The sequence below is a fragment of the Cupriavidus sp. USMAA2-4 genome, from assembly GCF_001854305.1.
GTDB classification, from domain to species: Bacteria; Pseudomonadota; Gammaproteobacteria; order Burkholderiales; family Burkholderiaceae; genus Cupriavidus; species Cupriavidus malaysiensis.
Genome location: NZ_CP017749.1, coordinates 3456074 through 3475834, shown reverse-complemented (window position 1 = coordinate 3475834; position 19761 = coordinate 3456074). Strand labels below are relative to the sequence as shown.

The window sequence follows — 19761 nt, the reverse complement described above, 5'->3', positions numbered from 1 at the left end:
CATGGCAGACCACATCGCTGACGGCCGGGCTCCGGGTCCGGGCCAGCCGGCGCTGGGCGTGGTGATGCTCGACACGGTGTTCCCGCGCCCGCCGGGCGATATCGGCAACCCAGCCACCTTTGCCTTCGCCACGCGCTACCAGCGGGTGCCGGCGGCTTCGCCGCGGCGCGTGGTGTTCGGGCAGGCCGAGGGCCTGGGCGGTGCCTTCGTCGAGGCGGCGCTGGCACTGCAGGCACAGGGCTGCCAGGCCATCGTCACCAGCTGCGGCTTCCTTGCGCTGCACCATCGCGAGATGGCGGCGGCGCTGCGGGTGCCGTTCGCCAGCTCGGCGCTGTGCTGGCTTCCCACGCTGTACCAGGTGTGCGGCGGCCCCGAGGCGGTCGGCGTGCTGACGGCTTCGGCCGGCGCGCTCAGCGATGCGCACCTGGAAGCGGTCGGCGGATCGGCGCGCTCGCCGCGCGCGGGCATGGACGAGGCCGGCGAGTTCGCCCGCGTGATCCTCGGCAACCAGCCCGAGGGCGATATGGCGCGTGTCGGGCAGGAGGTGGTGGAGACGGCGGTGCGCTTTGCCGCCGCGCATCCGCGCTTGCGGGCGCTGGTGCTGGAATGCACCAATATGCCGCCCTATGCGGCCGAGATCGCGCGGCGCTGCCGGCTGCCGGTGTTCGACCTGGTGTCACTGGCACGCCAGCTGATGGCCGGCGCGGCAGCACGCTAGACAGAATGTATTGAGTCCACGCGTTCGTGATTCAGGGCACCAGCGCGGCGCCGGGCCACGGCGGCGCCGCGCGGCGGACCGCGGTCGCCAATGATCGCCTACGGCAGCTGCGCGGGCGGCACCGCCTCGAAGGTGGGCGGGGCGAACAGGTTGCCCTGGAACTGCTCGACGCCGGCGTTGCGCAGCCAGTGGTATTCGTCCACCGTCTCGACCGCTTCGGCGATGACACCGACGCCGAGCGTCCGGCAGGTCTGCACCAGCTTCGGCACCAGCTCGCGCAGGCGCGCGTCGACGTGCGTGCCCAGCGCAGTCCGCCGGCCCAGCTTGACGTAGTCGGGGCGGATGGCGGCGACCAGGTTGGCACCGGCCAGCCCGCCGCCGATTTCGCTGAGCGCCAGCCCCATGCCCAGCTCGCGCAAGGGCTGCATGCGCCGGGCATAGGCTTCGGGGCGTTCCACGATCTCGTCGACCTTGCTTTCCAGCACCAGGCGGCCGCCATCGAAGCCCAGCGCCTGTGCCGTCGACAGGGTGCGCGCGAGCGCGGCCTGCGCGTCGGCGTCCTCGCTGACGAAGCTGTTGATATGCAGGCGCTGGCCGATGCGCAGCCGGGCCGCGGTACGCATGGCGGCGGTACGGCACTCGTCGTCGAAGCGATGGATCTCGTTGGGCGGCACCGCGCGCAGGACGGGCGCCGCGTTGCCGTCCCGGCGTCCGCGCACGAAGGCCTCGTAGGCCACGACGCAGCGGTGCCGGACGTCGACGATGGGCTGGAAGGCGAAGGAGTAGCCGGGCAAGGCCTGGCCGTCGGTGTCGCCCGGCAGCGATGCCGGCGTCGCCGGCGGGGCCTGGCTGTCGCCGTCGCCGCCATTGGCCTCGCGCAGCATGGAGGCGGCCAGGCGCCGGCCGAACGCGGTCACGTAGCCGGCCGGGGTCAGGTCCAGGTCGGTCTCGCCGTTCGGGTTGGCCACGCCGCGGCGGCGCAGCAAGCCGGCGCGCAGCAGGCGCTCGACCTGCGTGCCCGGGATCAGGCGGTGGCCGTTCGGGGCGCACTCGTCCTGCAGCAGCGCGCCCTGGACCGGCGCGCCCCATGGCGTGAGGGACAGATACAGGCGTGCGCCGTGGGCGACGCGTTTGAGGAGTTCGATGCGCTGCATGGTGCCTCGCCGTCAGGAATGACGTCCGGGCGGACGTGTACAGCGGAGGCGCGGGGAGACGGCGCGCGCGCGCGACCGCCGTGGTGACGGCTGGCTGCGCGACTGGGTCGTCCGGCTTGAAGGCATGGCAATGTCTCGGTCTTTCTTGTCCGATCTCGCAGGGGTCAGGGGGAGGCCCTGCCGGCCGCCGGCCTGGCGGGGCCGGTGGCGAGGGGCGGTTCCGGGGTGCGTGCGGCGGCGTGCCCGGGAGAGGCGGCCTGCCGGCTTGCTGAGCGTCGAGATCGCATGCTTTAACGGACGCCGCGCCTCGTACTTGACCCCACACTCGAAGGGAAGGACACGGCAGGCCCGCCCCAGGCCTGGCAAGGGGCGAGCCCGGCACCTGGCAGGCGGCAGGTGGGATGGGGCGCGTGCATTCCGCTGCGCCGCTGCCTAGTATCTAGAGTCGGCCCCGCCGGCGGGCGCGCGATGCGCGCCGCGCGGCCGGGGCATGCGGCCGGGGACGGCAAGGGGGCGGCATGGAAGCAGGGCGGCCAGGCGGGACGGGCGGGGAGCCCCCGCGGCAGGAAGGGGGCGCGGGCGGAGTATCCGGCGAGGTACCGGGCGAAGCGGCGGAGGCCCCGTTTTCGCCGCTGGAGTCGCGCCGGCACCAGATGTTCCCGCAACTTTCGGCGGCGGACATCGAGCGCATGCGCCGTTTCGGCGAGGTGCGGCGCTGGCGCGCGGGCGAAAACCTGTTCTCCATCGGCGACCGCGGCCGCGGCATGTTCGTGGTCCTGAGCGGCCGCGTCGCGGTGGTCCAGCGCGACGGGCTCGGCCGCTCCAGCACGGTGGTCGAGGAAGGGCCCGGACAGTTCCTTGCCGAGGTCGGACAGTTGAGCGGCAAGCCGGCGCTGGTCGATGGAGTCGCGGTCGCCGACACCGAGGCGCTGGCGATTCCGCCCGAACGCCTGCGCGCGCTGCTGGTGGCCGAGGCCGAACTGGGCGAGCGCATCATGCGCGCGCTGATCCTGCGTCGCGTGGGCCTGATCGAGCGCGGCAGCGGGCCGGTGCTGGTCGGGCGCGGCGCGTCGCCGCGGCTGCTGGCGCTGCAGGCCTTCCTGCGCCGCAACGGCCATCCCCATACCGTGCTCGACGTCGAAGCCGACCCGCAGGCACGTGCGCTGCTGGGCGGCTGCGCGCTGGAGCCGGCCGACCTGCCGCTGGTACTGTGCCCGGGCGGCCATGTACTGCGCGCGCCGGATGAAGGGCAACTGGCTTCCTGCCTGGGTTTGCTGCCCGACTTCGATCCCGAACACATCTACGATGTGGTGGTGGCCGGTGCCGGGCCCGCCGGCCTGGCGACCGCGGTCTATGCCGCTTCCGAAGGCCTGTCGGTGGCCGTGATGGACGAGCGCGCCCCGGGCGGCCAGGCCGGCGCCAGCGCGCGCATCGAGAACTACCTGGGCTTTCCCACCGGCATCTCCGGGCAGGCACTGGCCGGCCGCGCCTTGGCGCAGGCGCTCAAGTTCGGTGCCCACCTGGCCATCCCGCTGGCCGTGCGCGCGCTGCGCTGCGACCGCTTCCCCTTGCGCCTGGTGCTTGCCGACGGCCGCGAGGTGGCGACGCGCACCGTGGTCATCGCCAGCGGCGCGCAATACCGGCGCCCGGCCATCGACGGGCTGGAGCGCTTCGAGGGCAGCGGCGTCTACTACTGGGCTTCGCCGGTCGAGGCCAGGCTGTGCCAGGACGAGGAAGTCATCCTGGTCGGCGGCGGCAATTCGGCCGGACAGGCCGTGGTCTACCTGGCCACGCACGCCGCGCGCGTCCACCTGATGGTGCGCGGGCCCGGTCTGGAGGCCACCATGTCGCGCTACCTGATCGACCGCATCGCCGGCCTGCCCAATGTGCGCCTGTGGACCGGCACCGAGGTGACCGGGCTGGACGGCAGCGCCTGGCTCGACCACATCCGCTGGCGCTGCCGCGCCGACGGCGAGCACGACGGCGCGCTGCGCCATCTCTTCCTCTTCGTCGGCGCCGCGCCGAACACGGCCTGGCTGCGCGACTGCCCGGTGGGCGTGGATGCGCACGGCTTCGTGCGCACCGGTGCCGACGCCGGGCAGGAGGCTCCGCTGCAGACCAGCGTGCCGGGCGTGTTCGCCATCGGCGATGTGCGTGCCGGTTCCACCAAGCGGGTCGCCGCGGCGGTCGGCGAGGGCGCGGCGGTGGTGGCGCAGATCCACGCCTATCTGGCCGGGCTGGCGGGACGTCCGGCGCGGGTCTGCTAGCGGGTCAGCTAGCGAGTCTGCTGGCGCGCCTTCCAGTGCCACGGGCGGGCGTGACGCGCGCTCGGCCGGCGTGCGGGTCATCCTCGGCGGTGCTGGCGGGGCGCAAGCCCAGGATGCGCGGGATGCCTGCCAGGCGGTGATTTCACCAAGCAATGTGTCGAATGAGCCTCGATCGAGGCGGGGATAGTCCCGTCCTATCGCCCATTGATAGTCTTATGCAATCACTCCGCTAGATACAATGAATTTCACAAATATAGGCGGGATCGACACAATGAGGCCTTCGCTGCATCACGCAGCCACAACCCAACCGACCAGGAGTGATATCCATGCTGCAATCCCGCGAAGGCCAGCGCGTTCCCGCCGTCTCGTTCCGCGTGCGTGAAAACAATGAGTGGAAGACCGTGACCACGGCCCAGCTGTTCGACGGCAAGACCGTGGTGGTGTTCTCGCTGCCCGGCGCCTTCACGCCGACCTGTTCGTCGACCCACCTGCCGCGCTACAACGAGCTGGCGCCGGTGTTCGCCAGGCATGGCGTGGACGACATCCTGTGCGTCTCGGTCAACGACACCTTCGTTATGAACGAGTGGGCCAAGGACCAGGAGTCGGAAAACATCACCATGATCCCCGACGGCAACGGCGAGTTCACCGAAGGCATGGGCATGCTGGTGGACAAGGCCGACCTCGGCTTCGGCAAGCGCAGCTGGCGCTATGCGATGCTGGTCAAGGACGGTGTGGTGCAGAAGATGTTCATCGAACCGGAAGAGCCGGGCGACCCGTTCAAGGTGTCGGACGCCGACACCATGCTCAACCACATCGCGCCCAACGCCAAGCGCCCCGACCAGGTGGTGGTGTTCTCCAAGGTGGGCTGCTCGTTCTGCGCCAAGGCCAAGCAATTGCTCGACGACAACGGCTTCGACTACATCGATGTGCCGCTCGAGAACAAGATCCGCGGCAAGGTGCTGGGCGCCGTGTCGGGCACGATGACCGCGCCGCAGGTCTTCATCAACGGCAAGCTGGTCGGCGGCGCCGAGGCGCTCGAGCAGTACCTGGCACGCTGAGCGCCGCTGCCCGCCGCGTGCCCGCGGGCACGCGGCGGCGCGGCCAGGCTGCCGGACCCAGTCGCCGGACCCGATGGCAGCGTGCTGCCATCCCGCCCGCCGATTCGCTGATTCGCCGATTGGCGCGCGCGCCAGGCGCCGCCGTCCGATCGCCCCCGTCACGCACCATCCCCAGAACCCACCGGAGCCGCCGGGCCTTCCCGGCATCCGTACCTTTCGAGGAGCAGAATCCATGCAAACCATCGTCACCGACGTCGCCGTGATCGGTGCCGGCACCGCCGGCCTCGCCGCTTACCGGGCCGCCAAGGCCGCCGGCAAGCGCGCCGTGATCATCGAGGGCGGTCCCTACGGTACCACCTGCGCCCGCGTCGGCTGCATGCCCTCCAAGCTGCTGATCGCGGCCGCGGAGGCCGCGCACGAGATCCGCCACGCCGCGCCCTTCGGCGTGCATGTGGACGGCGCGGTGCGCATCGACGGGCGCGAGGTGATGGCGCGCGTCAAGCGCGAGCGCGACCGTTTCGTCGGCTTCGTCGTGCGCGGCGTGGAAGGGTTCGACGAGGCGGACCGCCTGCGCGGCTATGCGCGCTTCATCGACAACACCGTGCTGCAGGTCGGTGACAGCGTCACCGTGCGGGCCAGCCGCGTAGTGATCGCCACCGGCTCCAGCCCGGTGGTGCCCGAGCCTTTCCGCGTGTTCGGCGACCGCCTGGTGGTCAATGACGATGTGTTTTCCTGGGATGACCTGCCGCGCAGCGTGGCGGTCTTCGGCCCCGGTGTGATCGGCCTGGAGCTGGGCCAGGCACTGTCGCGCCTGGGGGTGCGGGTGCGCGTGTTCGGCGTGCGCGGCGGCGTCGGCCCGCTGACCGACCCGGCGGTCAAGGCGGCGGCCCTGCAGGCCTTCCGCGAGGACTTCTACCTCGATCCGGACGCCCGCGTCAGCGAGATGCGGCGCGAGGGCGACGAGGCGGTGATCCGCTATACGGATACGGCAGGGCGCGAGGTCACGGAGCGCTTCGACTACGTGCTGGCCGCCACCGGCCGCGCTCCCAACGTGCGCGGGCTGGGCCTGGAGAACACCGGGCTGGCGCTCGATGCGCGCGGCGTGCCGGTGTTCGATGCGGCCACCCTGCAATGCGGCAGCGCGCCGGTCTTCCTGGCCGGCGACGTCAACGACGTGCTGCCGCTGCTGCACGAGGCCGCCGACGAAGGCAAGGCGGCCGGCGAGAACGCCGCTGCCTGGCCCGCGCTCAAGCCGCTGGCACGCCGCGCGCCGCTGGCGGTGGTGTTTTCCGATCCGCAGATCGCCATGGTGGGCCGGCGCTTCGCCGACCTGGCCGAGGGCAGCTTCGTCACCGGCGAGGTCAGCTTCGAGGACCAGGGCCGCAGCCGCGTCATGCTGAAGAACCGTGGCCTGATGCACGTCTACGCCGACCGCGCCGATGGACGTTTCCTCGGCGCCGAGTGGAGCGGCCCGCGCGCGGAGAACATCGCGCACCTGCTGGCCTGGTCGTACCAGCAGGGCCTGACCATCGAGCAGATGCTGGCCATGCCCTTCTACCACCCGGTGGTGGAAGAGGGCCTGCGCACCGCGCTGCGCGACGCCGCGGCAAAGCTGCAGGCGGCGTGAGGGCCTGAGGGCGTGAGGGCCTGGCGACGAACGCCGCCGCGCTCAGCGCGCGGGCCCGGCGTGGCGGTCGCCACCGCCGCCGCCGTCGACGCGGCGCGCCAGGAAGCCGGCGATGCATGCGCTGATGCGCGCCGGGTCTTCCAGGCTGGGCAGGTGGCCCATGCCCGCCAGGGTCTGGTGTTCCGCGCCCGGCACCGTCGCCGCCAGGTGGTGGCAGCGCTGCTGGATGTGGGGAAAGTCGAGGTCGCCGCACAGCACCAGGGTCGGCACGGCGATCTCGCCGAGGCGGTGGAACATCGGCTGGATATCCTGGTCCGCGCCGAACGGCCGCGCGCGCAGTGCGATGCCGTTCATGGCGAGAAACAGATCGCGCGCGGGCCCGGCCACGCGGCCTTCCGCGGCCAGCGGCCCGTCCAGCCACAGGCGCGCCTGCGAGGCATTCCGGCGATCGATGTCGCCGGACGCTTCGGCGTCGCGGGCCTGGGCCAGCAGTTCCGCCGCCACGGGGGCATGGACCGGCTCGGGAGCGCCGGCGATGCTCGGGGCGATCAGCACCAGGGCCCGCACCCGCGCCGGGTGCCGCAGCGCGGCATCGAGCGCGATGCGGCCGCCCAGGGAGCAGCCGACCAGGACCGCCGGGGCGCCATCCGCGGTGGCATCCAGCACCGCCAGCAGGTCGTCCAGGGCCGAGAAATCCTCCGGCTCGGCGCGGCTGCCGCCGAAGCCGCGGCGGTCATAGGCGATTGCCTTATGAGTGGCGCCGATGGCGTCCTGCTCGGTACGCCACATGCGCCGGTCGCATACATTGGCATGGAGAAAGACGACGGGGGCGCCGCTGCCGGCGATTTCAGTCGCGAGCTCGGCGCGCCCGGAGGCGATGTGGCGGATCGAAGTCATGTCTTGGCCGGTGTCGGCGCAGCGTAAGGCACACGCGGGCATTCTGCCCGAGATCCGCCTTTGCCGGCGCGGGGGCGTGGCGCCGGCCGCGCGGCCGGCATGCCCGGCGCGCTGGGGCGACGCTGCGGTAAGCCCTTGAATGGCAATGGATTCCACTGGCGCGAAGACTGCTAAGATGCCGTCCAAGGAGCCACGACCATGCAACGAAAGACCTTCAAGGACATGCAATGCCCGATCGCCCGCAGCCTGGAGCGCGTGGGCGAATGGTGGAGCATCCTGATCCTGCGCGAGGCCTTGTACGGCTCGACCCGCTTCGACGATTTCCAGCGCAACCTCGACATCGCGCCCAATATGCTGACGCGCCGCCTGGCCGGGCTGGTCGAGGCGGGCCTGCTGGAGCGGCGCCAGTATTCCGCACGGCCGCCGCGCTTCGAATATGTGCTGACCGAGCGCGGCCACGACTTCCAGCCGGTGCTGCTCGCCTTGCTGGCCTGGGGCAACCGGCACTTCGCGCCCGAGGGCGCCAGCGTGCAATTGGTCGACAAGGCCAGCGGCCGCCCGGTCGAGCCGCGCCTGGTCGATGCCGCCAGCGGCGAGCCGATCGGCTTCGCCCGCCATGCGCTGGTGCCAGGGCCGGCGGCCAGCGAGGGCATGCGGCGGCGGCTGGCGGCGGCGGCCTCCCACCTGGCTGCGCAGGCTTCGGAGGGCGCGGCGCCGGCAGCGCAAGGGGAGGCCGCGCCGGTCATGGAGGCGTCGGGGAGCTAGTCCACTGCGCCCGCAGCGTCGCCAGGACATCGCCAGGACATCGCCAGGATCAGAGCCCTGACAGGCGCGGTTCCCGCTTCTCCAGGAAAGCCCGCGTGCCCTCGCGCGCATCGGCCGAGGCCGCGGCGATCATGAACTGCATCCCCTCGATCGCCAGCCCTTCATCGATCGTCACGTTGATGCCGCGCGTCACGGCGCGCAGCGCAGCCGTCACCGCGCGCGGCGCATGGCGGGCGATGCGGTCGGCCAGCGCCAGGCAGGCCGGCAGCAGTTCGGCGGCCGGCACCACCTGGTTGATCAGGCCGATACGGCGGGCGGTGTCGGCATCGATGGCGTCGCCGGTGAGGATCATCTCGATGGCGCGCTTGCGGCCGACGTGGCGCGGCAGCCGTTGCGTGCCGCCGAATGTCGGAGGGAAGCCGAGACGGATCTCGGGTTTGGAGAAGGTGGCGTGGGTGGCGGCCACGGCCAGGCTGCACGCCTCGACCACCTCGCAGCCGCCGCCGAAGGCGAGGCCGTTGACGGCGGCGATGACGGGCTTCGGATAGGTCTCCAGGCGCCGCGTCAAGGCCTGCCCGCGCAGCAGGAACTCGCGATGGGCCTGCTCCGGCGAGATGGCGATGTCCGGCGCGAAGCCGGCGATGTCGGCGCCGGCGCTGAAGGCGCGCTCGCCCTGGCCGGTCAGGATCACGGTGCGCACGGCCGGATCGGTTTCGAGCGCATCGAGATGTCCCATCAGCTCGTCGATCAGGCCATAGCTGAGCGCGTTGAGCTTGGCGGGCCGGTTCAGTGTCAGCAGCACGTGCTGGCCGTGCTGCCGGGTGTCGACGTAGGAAGTCATGCTGGTGTCTCCTGGAAGGAAAGGTCCGCAGGCTGGCCCTGGGGCCGGTACGGGCGAAAGTCAAACTTTGTCAGCGGCCCGGCAGGCGTGCGTCGGGCGTCACGTGTGCGGCCTGCATCACGCGCCGGTGTCGGGTAGAATCCCGCTTTCCGGGCGCGTCCGCCATCGCGATATCTCCGCTGTCATCTGCAGGCCGTGGTGCCATTGTTGGCGCGATCGGCCCGTTCTGCCCGGAACTGTCGTCATCTCCGCTATTCCAGCCGCTCATGTCCAAGCCGAGTCCTGTCGCGGCGGCCGCGCTGCGCGCCATGTCGCTCGAAGCCATCCGCGGCTTCGAATGCGCCGCCCGCCTGCTGTCCTTCACCGCGGCGGCCGACGAGCTGTGCCTGACCCAGTCCGCCATCAGCAAGCAGGTCAAGAGCCTGGAAGACGTGCTGGGCACGGCGCTGTTCGTGCGCGGCGGCAAGGGCTTGAGCCTGACGCCGCAGGGGCGGGAGTTCTACGCGGCGGCGCGGGCCGCCGTGGAGGGCCTCGCCGAGGCCTGTGTGCGCCTGCTGGCCGCCGAGCGCAGCACGGTCACGGTCACCACCACGCCGTCGTTCGCCGCGCTGTGGCTGGTGCCCAAGCTGGCGCGCTTCCAGGTGCTGGCGCCGGATATCGACGTGCGCGTCGATGCCTCGGAGGCCAATGCCAACCTGGAGCGCGAGGGCTTCGACCTGGGCATCCGGCTGTGCGCCGTGGACGGCTCCGAAGCGCCGCTGCTGCGTGAGCGTGTGATGCTGATGGCGGCGCCCGAGGTGGCGGCGCGCATCCGCACGGCGGCCGACCTGCTGCGCACGCCGCTGCTGGTCTACCACGATCCGGCCGGACGTTTTCCGTGGATGTCGTGGACGGACTGGTACCCGCGCCTGGGCCTGGCGCATTCGCCCGGCCAGCCCTGCCTGTACTTCTCGGAGTACGAGCACGTGCTGCGGGCCGCCGCCCAGGGGGCCGGGGTGGCCATCGGCCGCACGCCGCTGGCGCTGCCGCTGCTGGCCCAGGGACGCCTGCGCGTGGTGCTGCCGGAGCACGCGGCCGACGGCATCGGCTATCGCTTCGTGGTGGCCCCGCAGGCGCAGGCGCGTCCCGCCGTGGCGCGCTTCCGCCAGTGGGTCGAAGCCGAACTGGCGGCGCAGGTGATCGGCGAGCCCGGCTGAGACGTGCCGCCCGCCTCGGCGACAGAGGGGGATGCCGCCGGGTTCGGGTGGCGCCGGCGACGCTCCGGATGTGCTCCGCGCCAGGCTTTGAAACAGCTTGAAACCTGCCGAAACGGAATCCAACTATCGGGAACTCCCCGGTATGGCGTAGAACAAAAACTCAGAAGAAAGCAGCGGCGCACGGCCGCTACCAACCACAGGAATTGAACGCAGTGATGAGCTTGTCCCAGCGCCGTACCGAGATCGACCTGATCCGCGGCATCGCGCTGATCTTCATCGTGGTGGACCACGTCAACGGCAGCGTGCTGGGTGACTACACCATCCGCAACTTCGTCTTGTTCGACGCCGCCGAGATCTTCGTCTTCCTGGCGGGCTACTCGGCCGCCTCGGCCTACCTGGCGATGGAAGCCCGCCACGGCGCGGGCATCGCCGGCAGCCGCCTGCGCCGGCGCAGCTGGGTGATCTACCAGGCTTTCCTGCTGACGGCCGTGCTGATGCTGGTGTTCGGCCTGCTGCTGGCGGCCTGCCGCATCCCGGCGCCGGCGATCCGCTCGACCGAGGCGCTGGTGTTCCAGGCCCACCCCGTCACCACGCTGCTGGAGCTGGTCAGCTTGTCGCGCCAGCCCTTCGTCTCGGACGTGCTGCCGATGTACGCGGTCTTCATCGGGCTGGCGCCGCTGGCGGTGCGGGCCGCGCGCGCGCGGCCGCTGGCCTTCGTCGGCTGCAGCGTGGCCCTGTGGCTGATGGCGCCGGTGCTGACGCCGCTGCTGCCCAGCAGCGAGGGCACTGGCTGGTCCTTCAATCCCTTTGCCTGGCAGTTGATGTTCGGCCTGGGCCTGCTGTCGCGGCTGCGTCCCGACGTGATGCTGCCGCAGCGGGTGCTGGGCCGTTCGCTGCTGACGGCAGTCGCCATCGGCATCACCTTGTGCAGCGTGCTGCTGGCCTACCTGTGGATGCGGCCGCACGTCTACGAGCCCTGGCTGCCGGCCTGGGTGCCGGTGCTGGCGTTCCCGCTGCCCAAGCAGAGCCTGGCCGCGCTGCGGCTGGTCAGTTTCCTCGGGATCGCCTGGCTGGTCTACCTGGCGGCCCGCGCCGGCTGGGTGGCGCGGCTGGCGCAGTGGATGGGGCCGGTGGTGCAGATCGGCCGGCACAGCCTGTTCTGCTTCGTCTTCGGCGCTTCGCTGTCGGTAGTGATCGAAGGCTTCACCTACGGCGTGGCCGGTGGCAGGCCGCCGCGCCCGGTCGCGCTCACCGGCGACCTGATCGCCGTGGCGCTGCTGCTGGGGATCGGTGGCTGGTGGGGGCGCCGCAAGGAAGCGCGCCGCCTCGCCGCGCGCAGCCAGGCGGCCTGAGCGCGAACCGGGCGAACCGAGCGCCCTGAGCGGCCTGAGCGGCCTGAGCGGCCTGAGCGGCCGCTGTCCATGGTCTAGACTCCTTGGTGACTGCGGCCCTGCCGGGCCGCGCATTGCCACCGCGGCCGGCGCGCCTGGCCGCGTCCGCAGGGAGCCGATCATGATGCTCGAGTGGGATGCCTACCGCAAGCAGTTGCTGGCCGTCATCGCCGACATGGCCAAGCTCAGCCCGCAGACCGTGCAGGGCTACGGCCATCTCAGCGAGGCCGGCGCCAAGACCGGCCACCTGGATGCCAAGACGCGCGAACTGATCGCGCTCGCCGTGGCGGTCACGCGGCAGTGCGACGGCTGCATCGCCGTGCATGCGGAGGCCGCCGCCAAGCGCGGCGCCACGCGCGAAGAGGTGATGGAAGCGCTCGGCGTGGCGATCGCCGTGAACACCGGCGCCGCGCTGGTCTACTCGGCGCGCGTGATGGACGCCTTCGCCTCCCGTACTGCCTGAATTCCCTGCGGCGCCGGCGCGCCGTGCGCCGCCAGGGCTGCCTGCACGCGCTCGCGCAGCAGCGGCAGCAGGTCGCGCGCGAACCAGGGATGGTGCTGGAACCAGCCCTGGTTGCGCGGCGAGGGATGGGGCAGCGGCATGCAGCCGGGTCCGTAGTCCGCGCAGGCGGCCACGGTCTCGGTCAGGCTGGCGCGCGCGGCGCGGCCGAGGAAGCGGCGTTGCGCGTATTGCCCGAGCAGCAGCGTGAGCCGGATCCCGGGCAGCCTGGCCAGCAGCGTATCCAGCCACAGCGGCGCGCACTCGCTGCGCGGCGGCAGGTCGCCGCTCTTGCCGCGGCCCGGGTAGCAGAAGCCCATCGGCACCAGCGCGATGCGCGAGGCGTCGTAGAAGACGCTGTCGTCCACCCCCATCCATTGCCGCAGGCGCGCGCCGCTGGCGTCGTCCCAGGGGATGCCGCTGGCATGCACGCGCGCGCCCGGCGCCTGCCCGACCACCAGGATGCTTGCGCCGGCGCCCGCCTGCAGCACGGGGCGCGGGCCCAGCGGCAGGGCGTCGGCGCAGACGCGGCAGGCGCGGATCTCGGCAAGCAGGCTGTCGAGGTCGCCGCACGCGGGCGCGGCGGGCAGGTCGGGTCGGCGGGGCATGGGCGCGTGCCGCGCGCAGCGGCTCGGGGGATGCAGGGGGCTCAGCGGGCTCAGGGGACGATGGACAGGAACAGGTAGGCGGCGAAGATGGCCAGGTGCACCACGCCTTGCAGGATGGTGGTCCGGCCCAGCCCCAGTGTCAACGTCGACACGACCACGGTCAGCGCCAGCAGCACCATCTCCTTCGGACCGAGGCCCAGCGTCAGCGGCTGGCCCACCACGATGAAGACAGCGGCGACGGTGGGAATGGTCAGCCCGATGCTGGCCAGCGCCGAGCCCAGCGCCAGGTTCATGCTGGTCTGCAGGCGGTCCGCCTGCGCCGCGCGCAGCGCTGCCAGGCCTTCCGGCAGCAGCACCATGGCCGCGATGATGATACCGACCACCGCGGCGGGAGCGCCGGCCCGCGCCACCGCCGATTCGACCACCGGCGACAGCACCTTGGCCAGGCCGACCACGGCCACCAGGCACACCATCAGCAGCGCCAGGCTGGACAGCGCGACGCGCACCGGCGGTGGCGGCGCATGCACGGTTTCGTCGGAGACCCCGGCAATCAGGAAGTAGTCGCGGTGGCGCAGCGTCTGCACGAAGACGAAGACGCAGTACAGCACCAGCGCGATGATGCCCGAGAAGGCGAGCTGGGGCGGCGACAGTACCGGGCCCGGCACAGTGCTGGTGTAGTTGGGCAGCACCATGGTCAGGGTCATCAAGGCGGCCAGCACGGCCAGCGCCGCGGTCGCGCCCGGCGCCTTGAAGGCCTGCTCGCGGTGGCGCAGGCCGCCCACGAACAGGCACAGGCCGACGATGCCGTTGCACAGGATCATCACGGCGGCGAACACCGTATCGCGCGCCAGGGCCGCCTTCTCGGGGCCGGACGACAGCATCACCGAGACGATCAGCGAGACCTCGATGACGGTCACGGCGATCGCCAATACCAGCGTGCCGAAGGGTTCGCCGACGCGGTGGGCCACCACCTCGGCGTGGTGCACCGCGGAGAAGACCGCGCCGGCCAGCGCCAGCGCCGCGATCCAGAGCAGCCAGGCCTGGCCGGGCAGGGCGGTGTGGGCGCCGAGCACGGCCCAGGCGCCCAGCGGCGCCCAGATCGTCCATGCCGGCAGTTTGTTCGAAGCCAATGCCATCCCGTTGATTTCCTTTCCTGTGTCGAGTGATCTTTGTGTTGTTCTCGGATGTCTGTCCAGCGCCATGTGATGGATTCGATAGATCCGCGTGGCGTCTGTCTTGGACCAGGGGTAAGGCAGGGAAGATGTCCTATGGTTCCGCGAAATTTGAAGATTTTCGACTCATATAGTGGAAGTTTTCTTCGAATGATCGGAGGGTGGCGCCGTTTCACGGTAGGTTTTCATCGATCCGCGAAGTGGCGCAAACTTTGCCTGAGCGCATCCACGTGCCGCCGCCGCGCGGGTCTGGCGGGGCGGTTTGCTGGCTTCCCAATCCGCATTCGTCCGCCCTACAATCCGCGTCGCGCGCGAGCCGTAAGAGCCGCAACGGCGGGCAGGACGGCGCGCCCCTGGTCCGGCACAGGTCCCCCGGGGATCACAGAACAAGGAATCCGATGAAACAGTCTCTTGCCGCCGCGCTGGCGCTGACCGCCGCGCTGTCGGCTTCGTTCGCCGCCGCGCCGGCGCTGGCCGCCTATCCCGACCATCCCGTCACGCTCGTGGTGCCCTATGCCGCTGGCGGCAGCAATGACCTGGTGGCGCGCGTGCTCGGCCAGCGCCTGTCGCGCGAGCTGGGTGTCTCGGTGGTGGTGGACAATGCGCCCGGCGCCAGCGGCACCATCGGTGCGATCAAGACCGTCAATGCCGCACCGGATGGCTATACGCTGCTGCTGGGGTCGAACAGCGAGATCTCGATCGCGCGCTTGACCAACCCGCGTATCCGCTACGACGGCCAGCGCGACCTGGTGCCGCTGCGCATGGTCGGGTCCCAGCCGATGGTGCTGGTGTCGGGCGCGCAGTCGGGCATCCGCGGCATCGACGGCTTCCTGGCGCTGGCCAAGAGCCACAAGCCGGTCAACTACGGCACCTCGGGCATCGGTACGCCGCTGCACCTGTCGGGCGAACTGATCCGCAGCGCCAGCAAGGTCAATATGGCCCACGTGCCCTACAAGGGGGGAGCGCCGGCCATTGCCGACCTGATGGCCAACCAGATCGAGCTGGGCGTGCTGGTGCTGTCCACCGCGCTGCCGCAGATCAAGTCGGGCAAGCTGCAGGCCATCGGCGTGACCTCGGCGGCGCGCTCGCACGCGGCGCCCAACATCCCGGCGCTGGCCGAGAACAAGGCCCTGGCGGGCATCGACATGCGGCTCTGGTTCGGCGTGTTCGCGCCGGCTGCGACGCCCAAGGCGGTCACCGACCGGCTGTCGGAAGCGCTCGCGCACGCCATCAACGATCCCGAGGTCAAGGGCAGGCTGTCCGAGGCGGGCGTCGACATCGACGCCAAGGATGGGGCGGCCTTCCGCGCCTTCATCGCCAAGGAGACCGAGGCCTACCGCAAGATCGTCAGCGAGGCGAATATCCAGGAGTGAGGCGGGCTGCCGGACGTCGGCGGCCCCTTTGACCGGCCGGTCGGCGCCGGCCATCGTCAGTCGGTGGTGCTGGGGCTCCAGTAGGCCTGCGTGACGAAGGGTTTGAGCACCAGTCCCTCGACCACGCGGTCGAGTTCGTCCGAGTCCACCGAGGTGCTCAGCAGGGTGGCGACGATTTCCACGTCGTCCTCGCCGAAGGTCTCCACGTCGAGGTCGCCGACCGGGTAGTTGGCGTGCTCGAGGCTGTCTTCCAGCGCGGCCAGCGCCTGCTTGCCGTGCTCGCGCGGGGCGATCACGCGCATCTGGTAGGTGACTTCGGTCGAGGCGTCGTCGATCGGCGCGCGGTTGATGGTGTTGACCACCGGGCGCAGCAGCGTGTTGGCGGCCAGCACGAACAGCGAGGCGAGCAGGGCCTCGGCGGCGAAGCCGGCGCCGGCGCAAGCGCCCACCGCGGCGGAGCCCCACAGCGTGGCGGCCGTATTCAGGCCGCGCACATTGATGCCTTCCTTCATGATGGCGCCGGCGCCGAGGAAGCCGACGCCGGATACCACGTAGGCGATCACCCGCACGGCACCGTCGCCGCCGCCCAGGCGGCAGGCCAGGTCGACGAAGACGGCGGCGCCGACCGCCACCAACGCATTGGTGCGCAGCCCTGCGGTACGTTGCCGGAACTGGCGTTCCAGCCCGATCGCGGAGCCGAGCACGAATGCGAGGGCGAGGCAGGTCAGGGTGTCCAGCAGCGGCAGCCACTGGAAGTTGTTGATCATGCGCACAGAAACGTTCTCCTTTGCCGCCACCGGTCGGCGGGCGCGGTCGCGGGCATCCGCCCGCAAGGCTAGCCGGCGCCCGTGGCAGGCGCGTGACGCATCCGCCGGCGCGCGCGGGCGCGCCAGCGGTGCGGTCGATGAGTCGGGAAGTCGGAGGGGGCGGCCCCGGCACGGGCGCCGGGGCCGCCGCGGCCTTCAGCCGCGCCAGCCGCCCAGCAGGCGGCGCAGCCAGGCGGCTGCGCGCCGCGCGCCGGCCTGGCGCATGGCGCGCAGGCGGTCGGCGTCGTGGGTGGCCATTTCGGGGTGACGGAAGTCGGGCAGCAGGACAGCGTATTTCATGTGGATTCTCCTGTCGGGGCCCGGACCCGGCGTCGCTCGGCGGATCGGTCAGGCGAGCGGCGCGCTCGGTCGGGCAGGTTCGTGGCAGGCGCGCCGGCCATATGGGGCGCGCGGCGGTTCGGATGACGGACTACAAGGGTCGTCGGGCATCGTTGGCCTCCTGGTTGCGGTGGAACAAATGGGGCGCCCGCCCGTGCGCACCATGGTGCGCACGGGCGACCGGGACGGCGGGCCGTTTCGCGGGCGGCGCGCCATGGCCCGGGACGCGCCGTCACGCGCTGGCGTGGCGGACGGCCCAAGGCCGATCCCTTCGCGGGCGGCACAGCGCCTGCGAATGATTCGGGTAAAGCGTATGGAGTGCGGGTCAGCCGCTAGGGCACTAGGGCTGGATGCGCACCGTCTTGCAGGTCCTGCCAGACGGTGGCCGGGGAATGCGGCGGAAAGTCTGGCGGGGGTTAATGCTTGACCAACGGATCAGGACAACTGGAAGTGTCCAATTGGGAACCCCAAACTTTTAACGAAGCGAGGACTATAGCCCGTTGGCCTGTCAAGGTCAAGCCGCACGGCCGTGCGCGAGAGCGCCGGGGCCGTTCCTATAATGGGTTGGGGTCCGTCCGCGCGGGCGAGGCCCGCGCCGCCATGCCCCGCGTGCGCCGCGCGGCGGGAGGGCATTCCACACGGCAGTCGAGAGGAGGCAGACATCATGCAGAGTAGCGAATCAGTGCTGACGCAGGCGCGTGCCGCCCTGGCGCATGTGCCTTTCCATGGCCATCCGCAGCATCCGGTCATCCATATGCGCCTGGACCACGGCGCCTTGCTGCTGGAGGGCGAGGTGGCCGACATCGTCGACAAGACGCGCACGGCGGCGCAGATGCGCCGCGTCGATGGCGTCTCCAGCGTGATCGACCACCTGCGGGTGGCGGACGGCAGCAATCCCGTGGGCGATGGCGAATTGCGCGCCGCGGTATGCGACCGCCTGCTCGACGACATCGACTTCCGCAACTGCCGCATCAGTGCGCGGGCCAAGGGGCGCAGCAACGAGCTGCGCGCGGCCGGCGAGGACAGTGCCGGCGAGATCGAGGTGGGTGTCGCCGACGGCGTGGTCACGCTGAGCGGGCATGTGATCAGCCTGTCGCACCTGCGTCTGGCCGGCGTGCTGGCGTGGTGGGTGCCAGGTTGCCGCTGCGTCGTCAACGAACTGAAGGTCGAGCCGGCGGAGGCGGACAGCGATGCCGAGATCACGGAGGCGCTACGGCTGGTGCTGGAGACTGACGATTTCGTCGATGCCGAGCAGATCGGCGTGCATACCGAGGGCCGGGTGGTGACGCTGGATGGCTGTGCGGTCACCGACGCGGTGCGGCGCCGTGCCGAGCAGGACGCCTGGTATGTGCAAGGGGTGGAGAACGTGGTGAACCGGATCGAGCTGGCCGGCTGAGGCCGGCCGGTTGGCTGGGCAGTGCTCGCTTGGCGCGCACGGAGGCGATAGCATGGGCGTTCGTCTGCGCGCCGGCAGGAGGAGACGGGCGCGCGGCGGATCCAGCCAACCACAAAGGAGATCCCATGCCCTTCGCCTTCCGCCGCGCCCTGGTCGCGGCCTGCGCCGCGCTGTGCTGCGGCACCGCGTTTGCCGATGCCGCCAAGGTGCCCGCCGCCGATGCCGGACTGCTTGCCGCCGCCCGCGCAGCCCAGCCGGCGCTGGAGCAATCGCTGCGCGACATGGTCGCGATCGAATCCGGCAGCGCCAACGCGGCCGGGCTGGCGCAGATGGCGGACTACACCGAGCGGCGCCTCGCCGCGCTGGGCGCCAGGACCGAGCGTTTCGCCGCCACGCGCGGGCCGGGCACGCTGGTGCAGGGGACGTTCGTCGGCACCGGCAAGCGCCGCATCCTGTTGATCGCCCACATGGATACTGTCTACCCGGCCAACACGCTGGCGACCCAGCCGATCCGGCGCGAGGGCAATCGCCTGTACGGGCCCGGCATCGCCGATGACAAGGGCGGCATCGCAGTGATCCTGCACAGCCTGGAGATCTTGAAGGCGCGCGGCTGGCGCGACTATGCGCAGCTCAGTGTGCTGTTCAATCCCGACGAAGAGGTCGGATCAGGCGGCTCCGGCGAACGGATCGCGGCGCTGGCCGACCAGCACGACGTGGTGCTGTCGTTCGAGCCCTCGCCCGACCGCGCCACGGCCGGCACCGAGGGCGTGCTGCTGGCCGCCAGCGGCACCGCCACGGCGACCCTGACCATCAAGGGTCGTGCATCGCATGCCGGCGCCGCGCCCGAGCAGGGGCGCAATGCGCTGCTCGAGCTGGCCTACCAGCTGCAGCAGACGCGCGACGTGGCCAAGGACGTGCCGGGCACCCAGCTCAACTGGACCAGCGCCAGCGCCGATGGCCCGCGCAACCAGATCCCCGAGACCGCCTCGGCCGGGGCCGACGTGCGCATCAGCGTGCCGGGCGGCGCGCAGAAGCTGGAGGCCGCCCTGCAGCAGAAGGTCGGGGCCGGGCACCTGGTGCCGGACACCCAGGCCACGGTGACGATGAGCGAAGGCCGCCCGGCCTATGTCGCCGACGCACGCGGCCAGGCGCTGGCGCGACGCGCCCAGCAGATCTACGCCGAACTCGACGGCCGCAAGCTGCTGCTGATCCCCGGTACCGGTGGCGGCACCGACGCCGGCTTCGCCGCGCGTTCGGGCAAGGCCGCGGTGCTGGAAAGCCTGGGCCTCGCGGGTCACGGTTACCATGCGCGCGATGAGTATGTCGATCTCGAAGCCGTGGTGCCGCGGCTCTACCTGGTCACGCGGCTGCTGGAGGAGATCGGGCGGGAGTGAGGCGGCAAACGGCACGGCACGAACCCCGTCGCGTTGGACGAAGCCAACAGAGCCGCCAACACCGCTCGCCAAGCACAAGGTCTTGGCTCCCTCTCCCCGCATGGCCGCATGGGGAGAGGGCCGGGGTGAGGGGTGGTCTAGCAAGGCATCACACCCAAGCGAAGCCTAGGGTGTGATCCAGCACGTGAGCAAAGAAGCGAAGCCGATGGTGTGATCCCGGCCGCCACGGTCAGCCGGCGCCATGCACGCCCCGGTCGCCC

Annotated in this window: 18 protein-coding genes; 11 read left to right on the top strand and 7 right to left on the bottom strand. The window is 71.3% G+C overall.

Annotated features, from left to right (window positions below):
• Nucleotide 1 precedes the first annotated feature (1 nt).
• Nucleotides 2–718, top strand: a complete 717-nt coding sequence (locus BKK79_RS35140; protein WP_071019296.1) for an aspartate/glutamate racemase family protein — start codon at nucleotides 2–4, stop codon at nucleotides 716–718.
• Between the two features lie 98 nt (nucleotides 719–816).
• On the opposite strand, the gene BKK79_RS35135 is transcribed toward BKK79_RS35140, so the two are convergent.
• Nucleotides 817–1872, bottom strand: a complete 1056-nt coding sequence (locus BKK79_RS35135) for an EAL domain-containing protein (RefSeq protein ID WP_083384471.1) — start codon at nucleotides 1870–1872, stop codon at nucleotides 817–819.
• A 518-nt stretch (nucleotides 1873–2390) separates the two neighbouring features.
• Here BKK79_RS35135 and BKK79_RS35130 point away from each other — a divergent pair.
• The 3 genes from BKK79_RS35130 to BKK79_RS35120 all read left to right on the top strand — a co-directional run bounded on the left by BKK79_RS35130 (nucleotide 2391) and on the right by BKK79_RS35120 (nucleotide 6824).
• Entirely contained in the window at nucleotides 2391–4139 is a 1749-nt protein-coding gene (locus BKK79_RS35130) for an FAD-dependent oxidoreductase (protein WP_071040151.1), read from the top strand.
• Between the two features lie 326 nt (nucleotides 4140–4465).
• Nucleotides 4466–5197, top strand: a complete 732-nt coding sequence (locus BKK79_RS35125) for a glutathione peroxidase (RefSeq protein ID WP_071019301.1) — start codon at nucleotides 4466–4468, stop codon at nucleotides 5195–5197.
• Nucleotides 5198–5429: 232 nt separating this feature from the next.
• Nucleotides 5430–6824 (top strand): dihydrolipoyl dehydrogenase, encoded by a 1395-nt coding sequence (locus tag BKK79_RS35120; RefSeq protein WP_071040150.1) that lies wholly within the window; start codon nucleotides 5430–5432, stop codon nucleotides 6822–6824.
• Between the two features lie 42 nt (nucleotides 6825–6866).
• Here BKK79_RS35120 and BKK79_RS35115 read toward each other — a convergent pair whose 3' ends face one another.
• Nucleotides 6867–7721, bottom strand: coding sequence for an alpha/beta fold hydrolase (locus tag BKK79_RS35115; protein ID WP_071040149.1), 855 nt, complete (start codon nucleotides 7719–7721; stop codon nucleotides 6867–6869).
• 198 nt (nucleotides 7722–7919) lie between these two features.
• Between BKK79_RS35115 and BKK79_RS35110 the strand changes: the two genes are divergently transcribed.
• Complete coding sequence (locus tag BKK79_RS35110) at nucleotides 7920–8486, top strand: winged helix-turn-helix transcriptional regulator (RefSeq protein WP_071019312.1); 567 nt, start codon at nucleotides 7920–7922, stop codon at nucleotides 8484–8486.
• 49 nt (nucleotides 8487–8535) lie between these two features.
• On the opposite strand, the gene BKK79_RS35105 is transcribed toward BKK79_RS35110, so the two are convergent.
• Nucleotides 8536–9327 carry a crotonase/enoyl-CoA hydratase family protein gene (locus tag BKK79_RS35105; RefSeq protein ID WP_071019314.1) on the bottom strand — a complete coding sequence of 264 codons (792 nt, stop codon included), beginning with the start codon at nucleotides 9325–9327 and terminating at the stop codon, nucleotides 8536–8538.
• 266 nt (nucleotides 9328–9593) lie between these two features.
• Here BKK79_RS35105 and BKK79_RS35100 point away from each other — a divergent pair, with 266 nt between their 5' ends.
• The 3 genes from BKK79_RS35100 to BKK79_RS35090 all read left to right on the top strand — a co-directional run bounded on the left by BKK79_RS35100 (nucleotide 9594) and on the right by BKK79_RS35090 (nucleotide 12377).
• Nucleotides 9594–10523: a LysR substrate-binding domain-containing protein gene (locus BKK79_RS35100; RefSeq protein ID WP_071019318.1), complete on the top strand. Its 930-nt coding sequence runs from the start codon at nucleotides 9594–9596 to the stop codon at nucleotides 10521–10523.
• A 215-nt stretch (nucleotides 10524–10738) separates the two neighbouring features.
• Complete coding sequence (locus BKK79_RS35095; RefSeq protein WP_231908102.1) at nucleotides 10739–11875, top strand: OpgC domain-containing protein; 1137 nt, start codon at nucleotides 10739–10741, stop codon at nucleotides 11873–11875.
• Nucleotides 11876–12038: 163 nt separating this feature from the next.
• Nucleotides 12039–12377, top strand: a complete 339-nt coding sequence (locus BKK79_RS35090) for a carboxymuconolactone decarboxylase family protein (RefSeq protein WP_071040148.1) — start codon at nucleotides 12039–12041, stop codon at nucleotides 12375–12377.
• Here the strand turns inward: BKK79_RS35090 and BKK79_RS35085 are convergent.
• Both BKK79_RS35085 and BKK79_RS35080 read right to left on the bottom strand, forming a co-directional pair.
• A complete protein-coding gene (locus BKK79_RS35085; protein ID WP_071040147.1) occupies nucleotides 12332–13021 on the bottom strand; it encodes a uracil-DNA glycosylase family protein in 690 nt (229 codons plus the stop codon). The genes BKK79_RS35090 and BKK79_RS35085 overlap by 46 nt on opposite strands.
• A 50-nt stretch (nucleotides 13022–13071) precedes the next feature.
• Nucleotides 13072–14157 (bottom strand): calcium:proton antiporter, encoded by a 1086-nt coding sequence (locus BKK79_RS35080; protein ID WP_071040146.1) that lies wholly within the window; start codon nucleotides 14155–14157, stop codon nucleotides 13072–13074.
• Nucleotides 14158–14591: 434 nt separating this feature from the next.
• On the opposite strand from BKK79_RS35080, the gene BKK79_RS35075 reads away from it, so the two are divergent.
• Nucleotides 14592–15566: a Bug family tripartite tricarboxylate transporter substrate binding protein gene (locus tag BKK79_RS35075; protein WP_071040145.1), complete on the top strand. Its 975-nt coding sequence runs from the start codon at nucleotides 14592–14594 to the stop codon at nucleotides 15564–15566.
• 56 nt (nucleotides 15567–15622) lie between these two features.
• Here the strand turns inward: BKK79_RS35075 and BKK79_RS35070 are convergent, their stop codons facing one another.
• Together BKK79_RS35070 and BKK79_RS40815 are read right to left on the bottom strand one after the other, a co-directional pair.
• On the bottom strand, nucleotides 15623–16339 hold the full coding sequence (locus BKK79_RS35070; RefSeq protein WP_442873264.1) for an MgtC/SapB family protein: 717 nt from the start codon (nucleotides 16337–16339) through the stop codon (nucleotides 15623–15625).
• A gap of 189 nt (nucleotides 16340–16528) precedes the next feature.
• Nucleotides 16529–16672, bottom strand: coding sequence for a hypothetical protein (locus BKK79_RS40815; RefSeq protein ID WP_156811461.1), 144 nt, complete (start codon nucleotides 16670–16672; stop codon nucleotides 16529–16531).
• 703 nt (nucleotides 16673–17375) lie between these two features.
• Here BKK79_RS40815 and BKK79_RS35065 point away from each other — a divergent pair.
• Entirely contained in the window at nucleotides 17376–18107 is a 732-nt protein-coding gene (locus BKK79_RS35065; protein ID WP_071019338.1) for a BON domain-containing protein, read from the top strand.
• A 125-nt stretch (nucleotides 18108–18232) separates the two neighbouring features.
• Nucleotides 18233–19501: a glutamate carboxypeptidase gene (locus BKK79_RS35060; RefSeq protein ID WP_071040143.1), complete on the top strand. Its 1269-nt coding sequence runs from the start codon at nucleotides 18233–18235 to the stop codon at nucleotides 19499–19501.
• Nucleotides 19502–19761 lie beyond the last annotated feature (260 nt).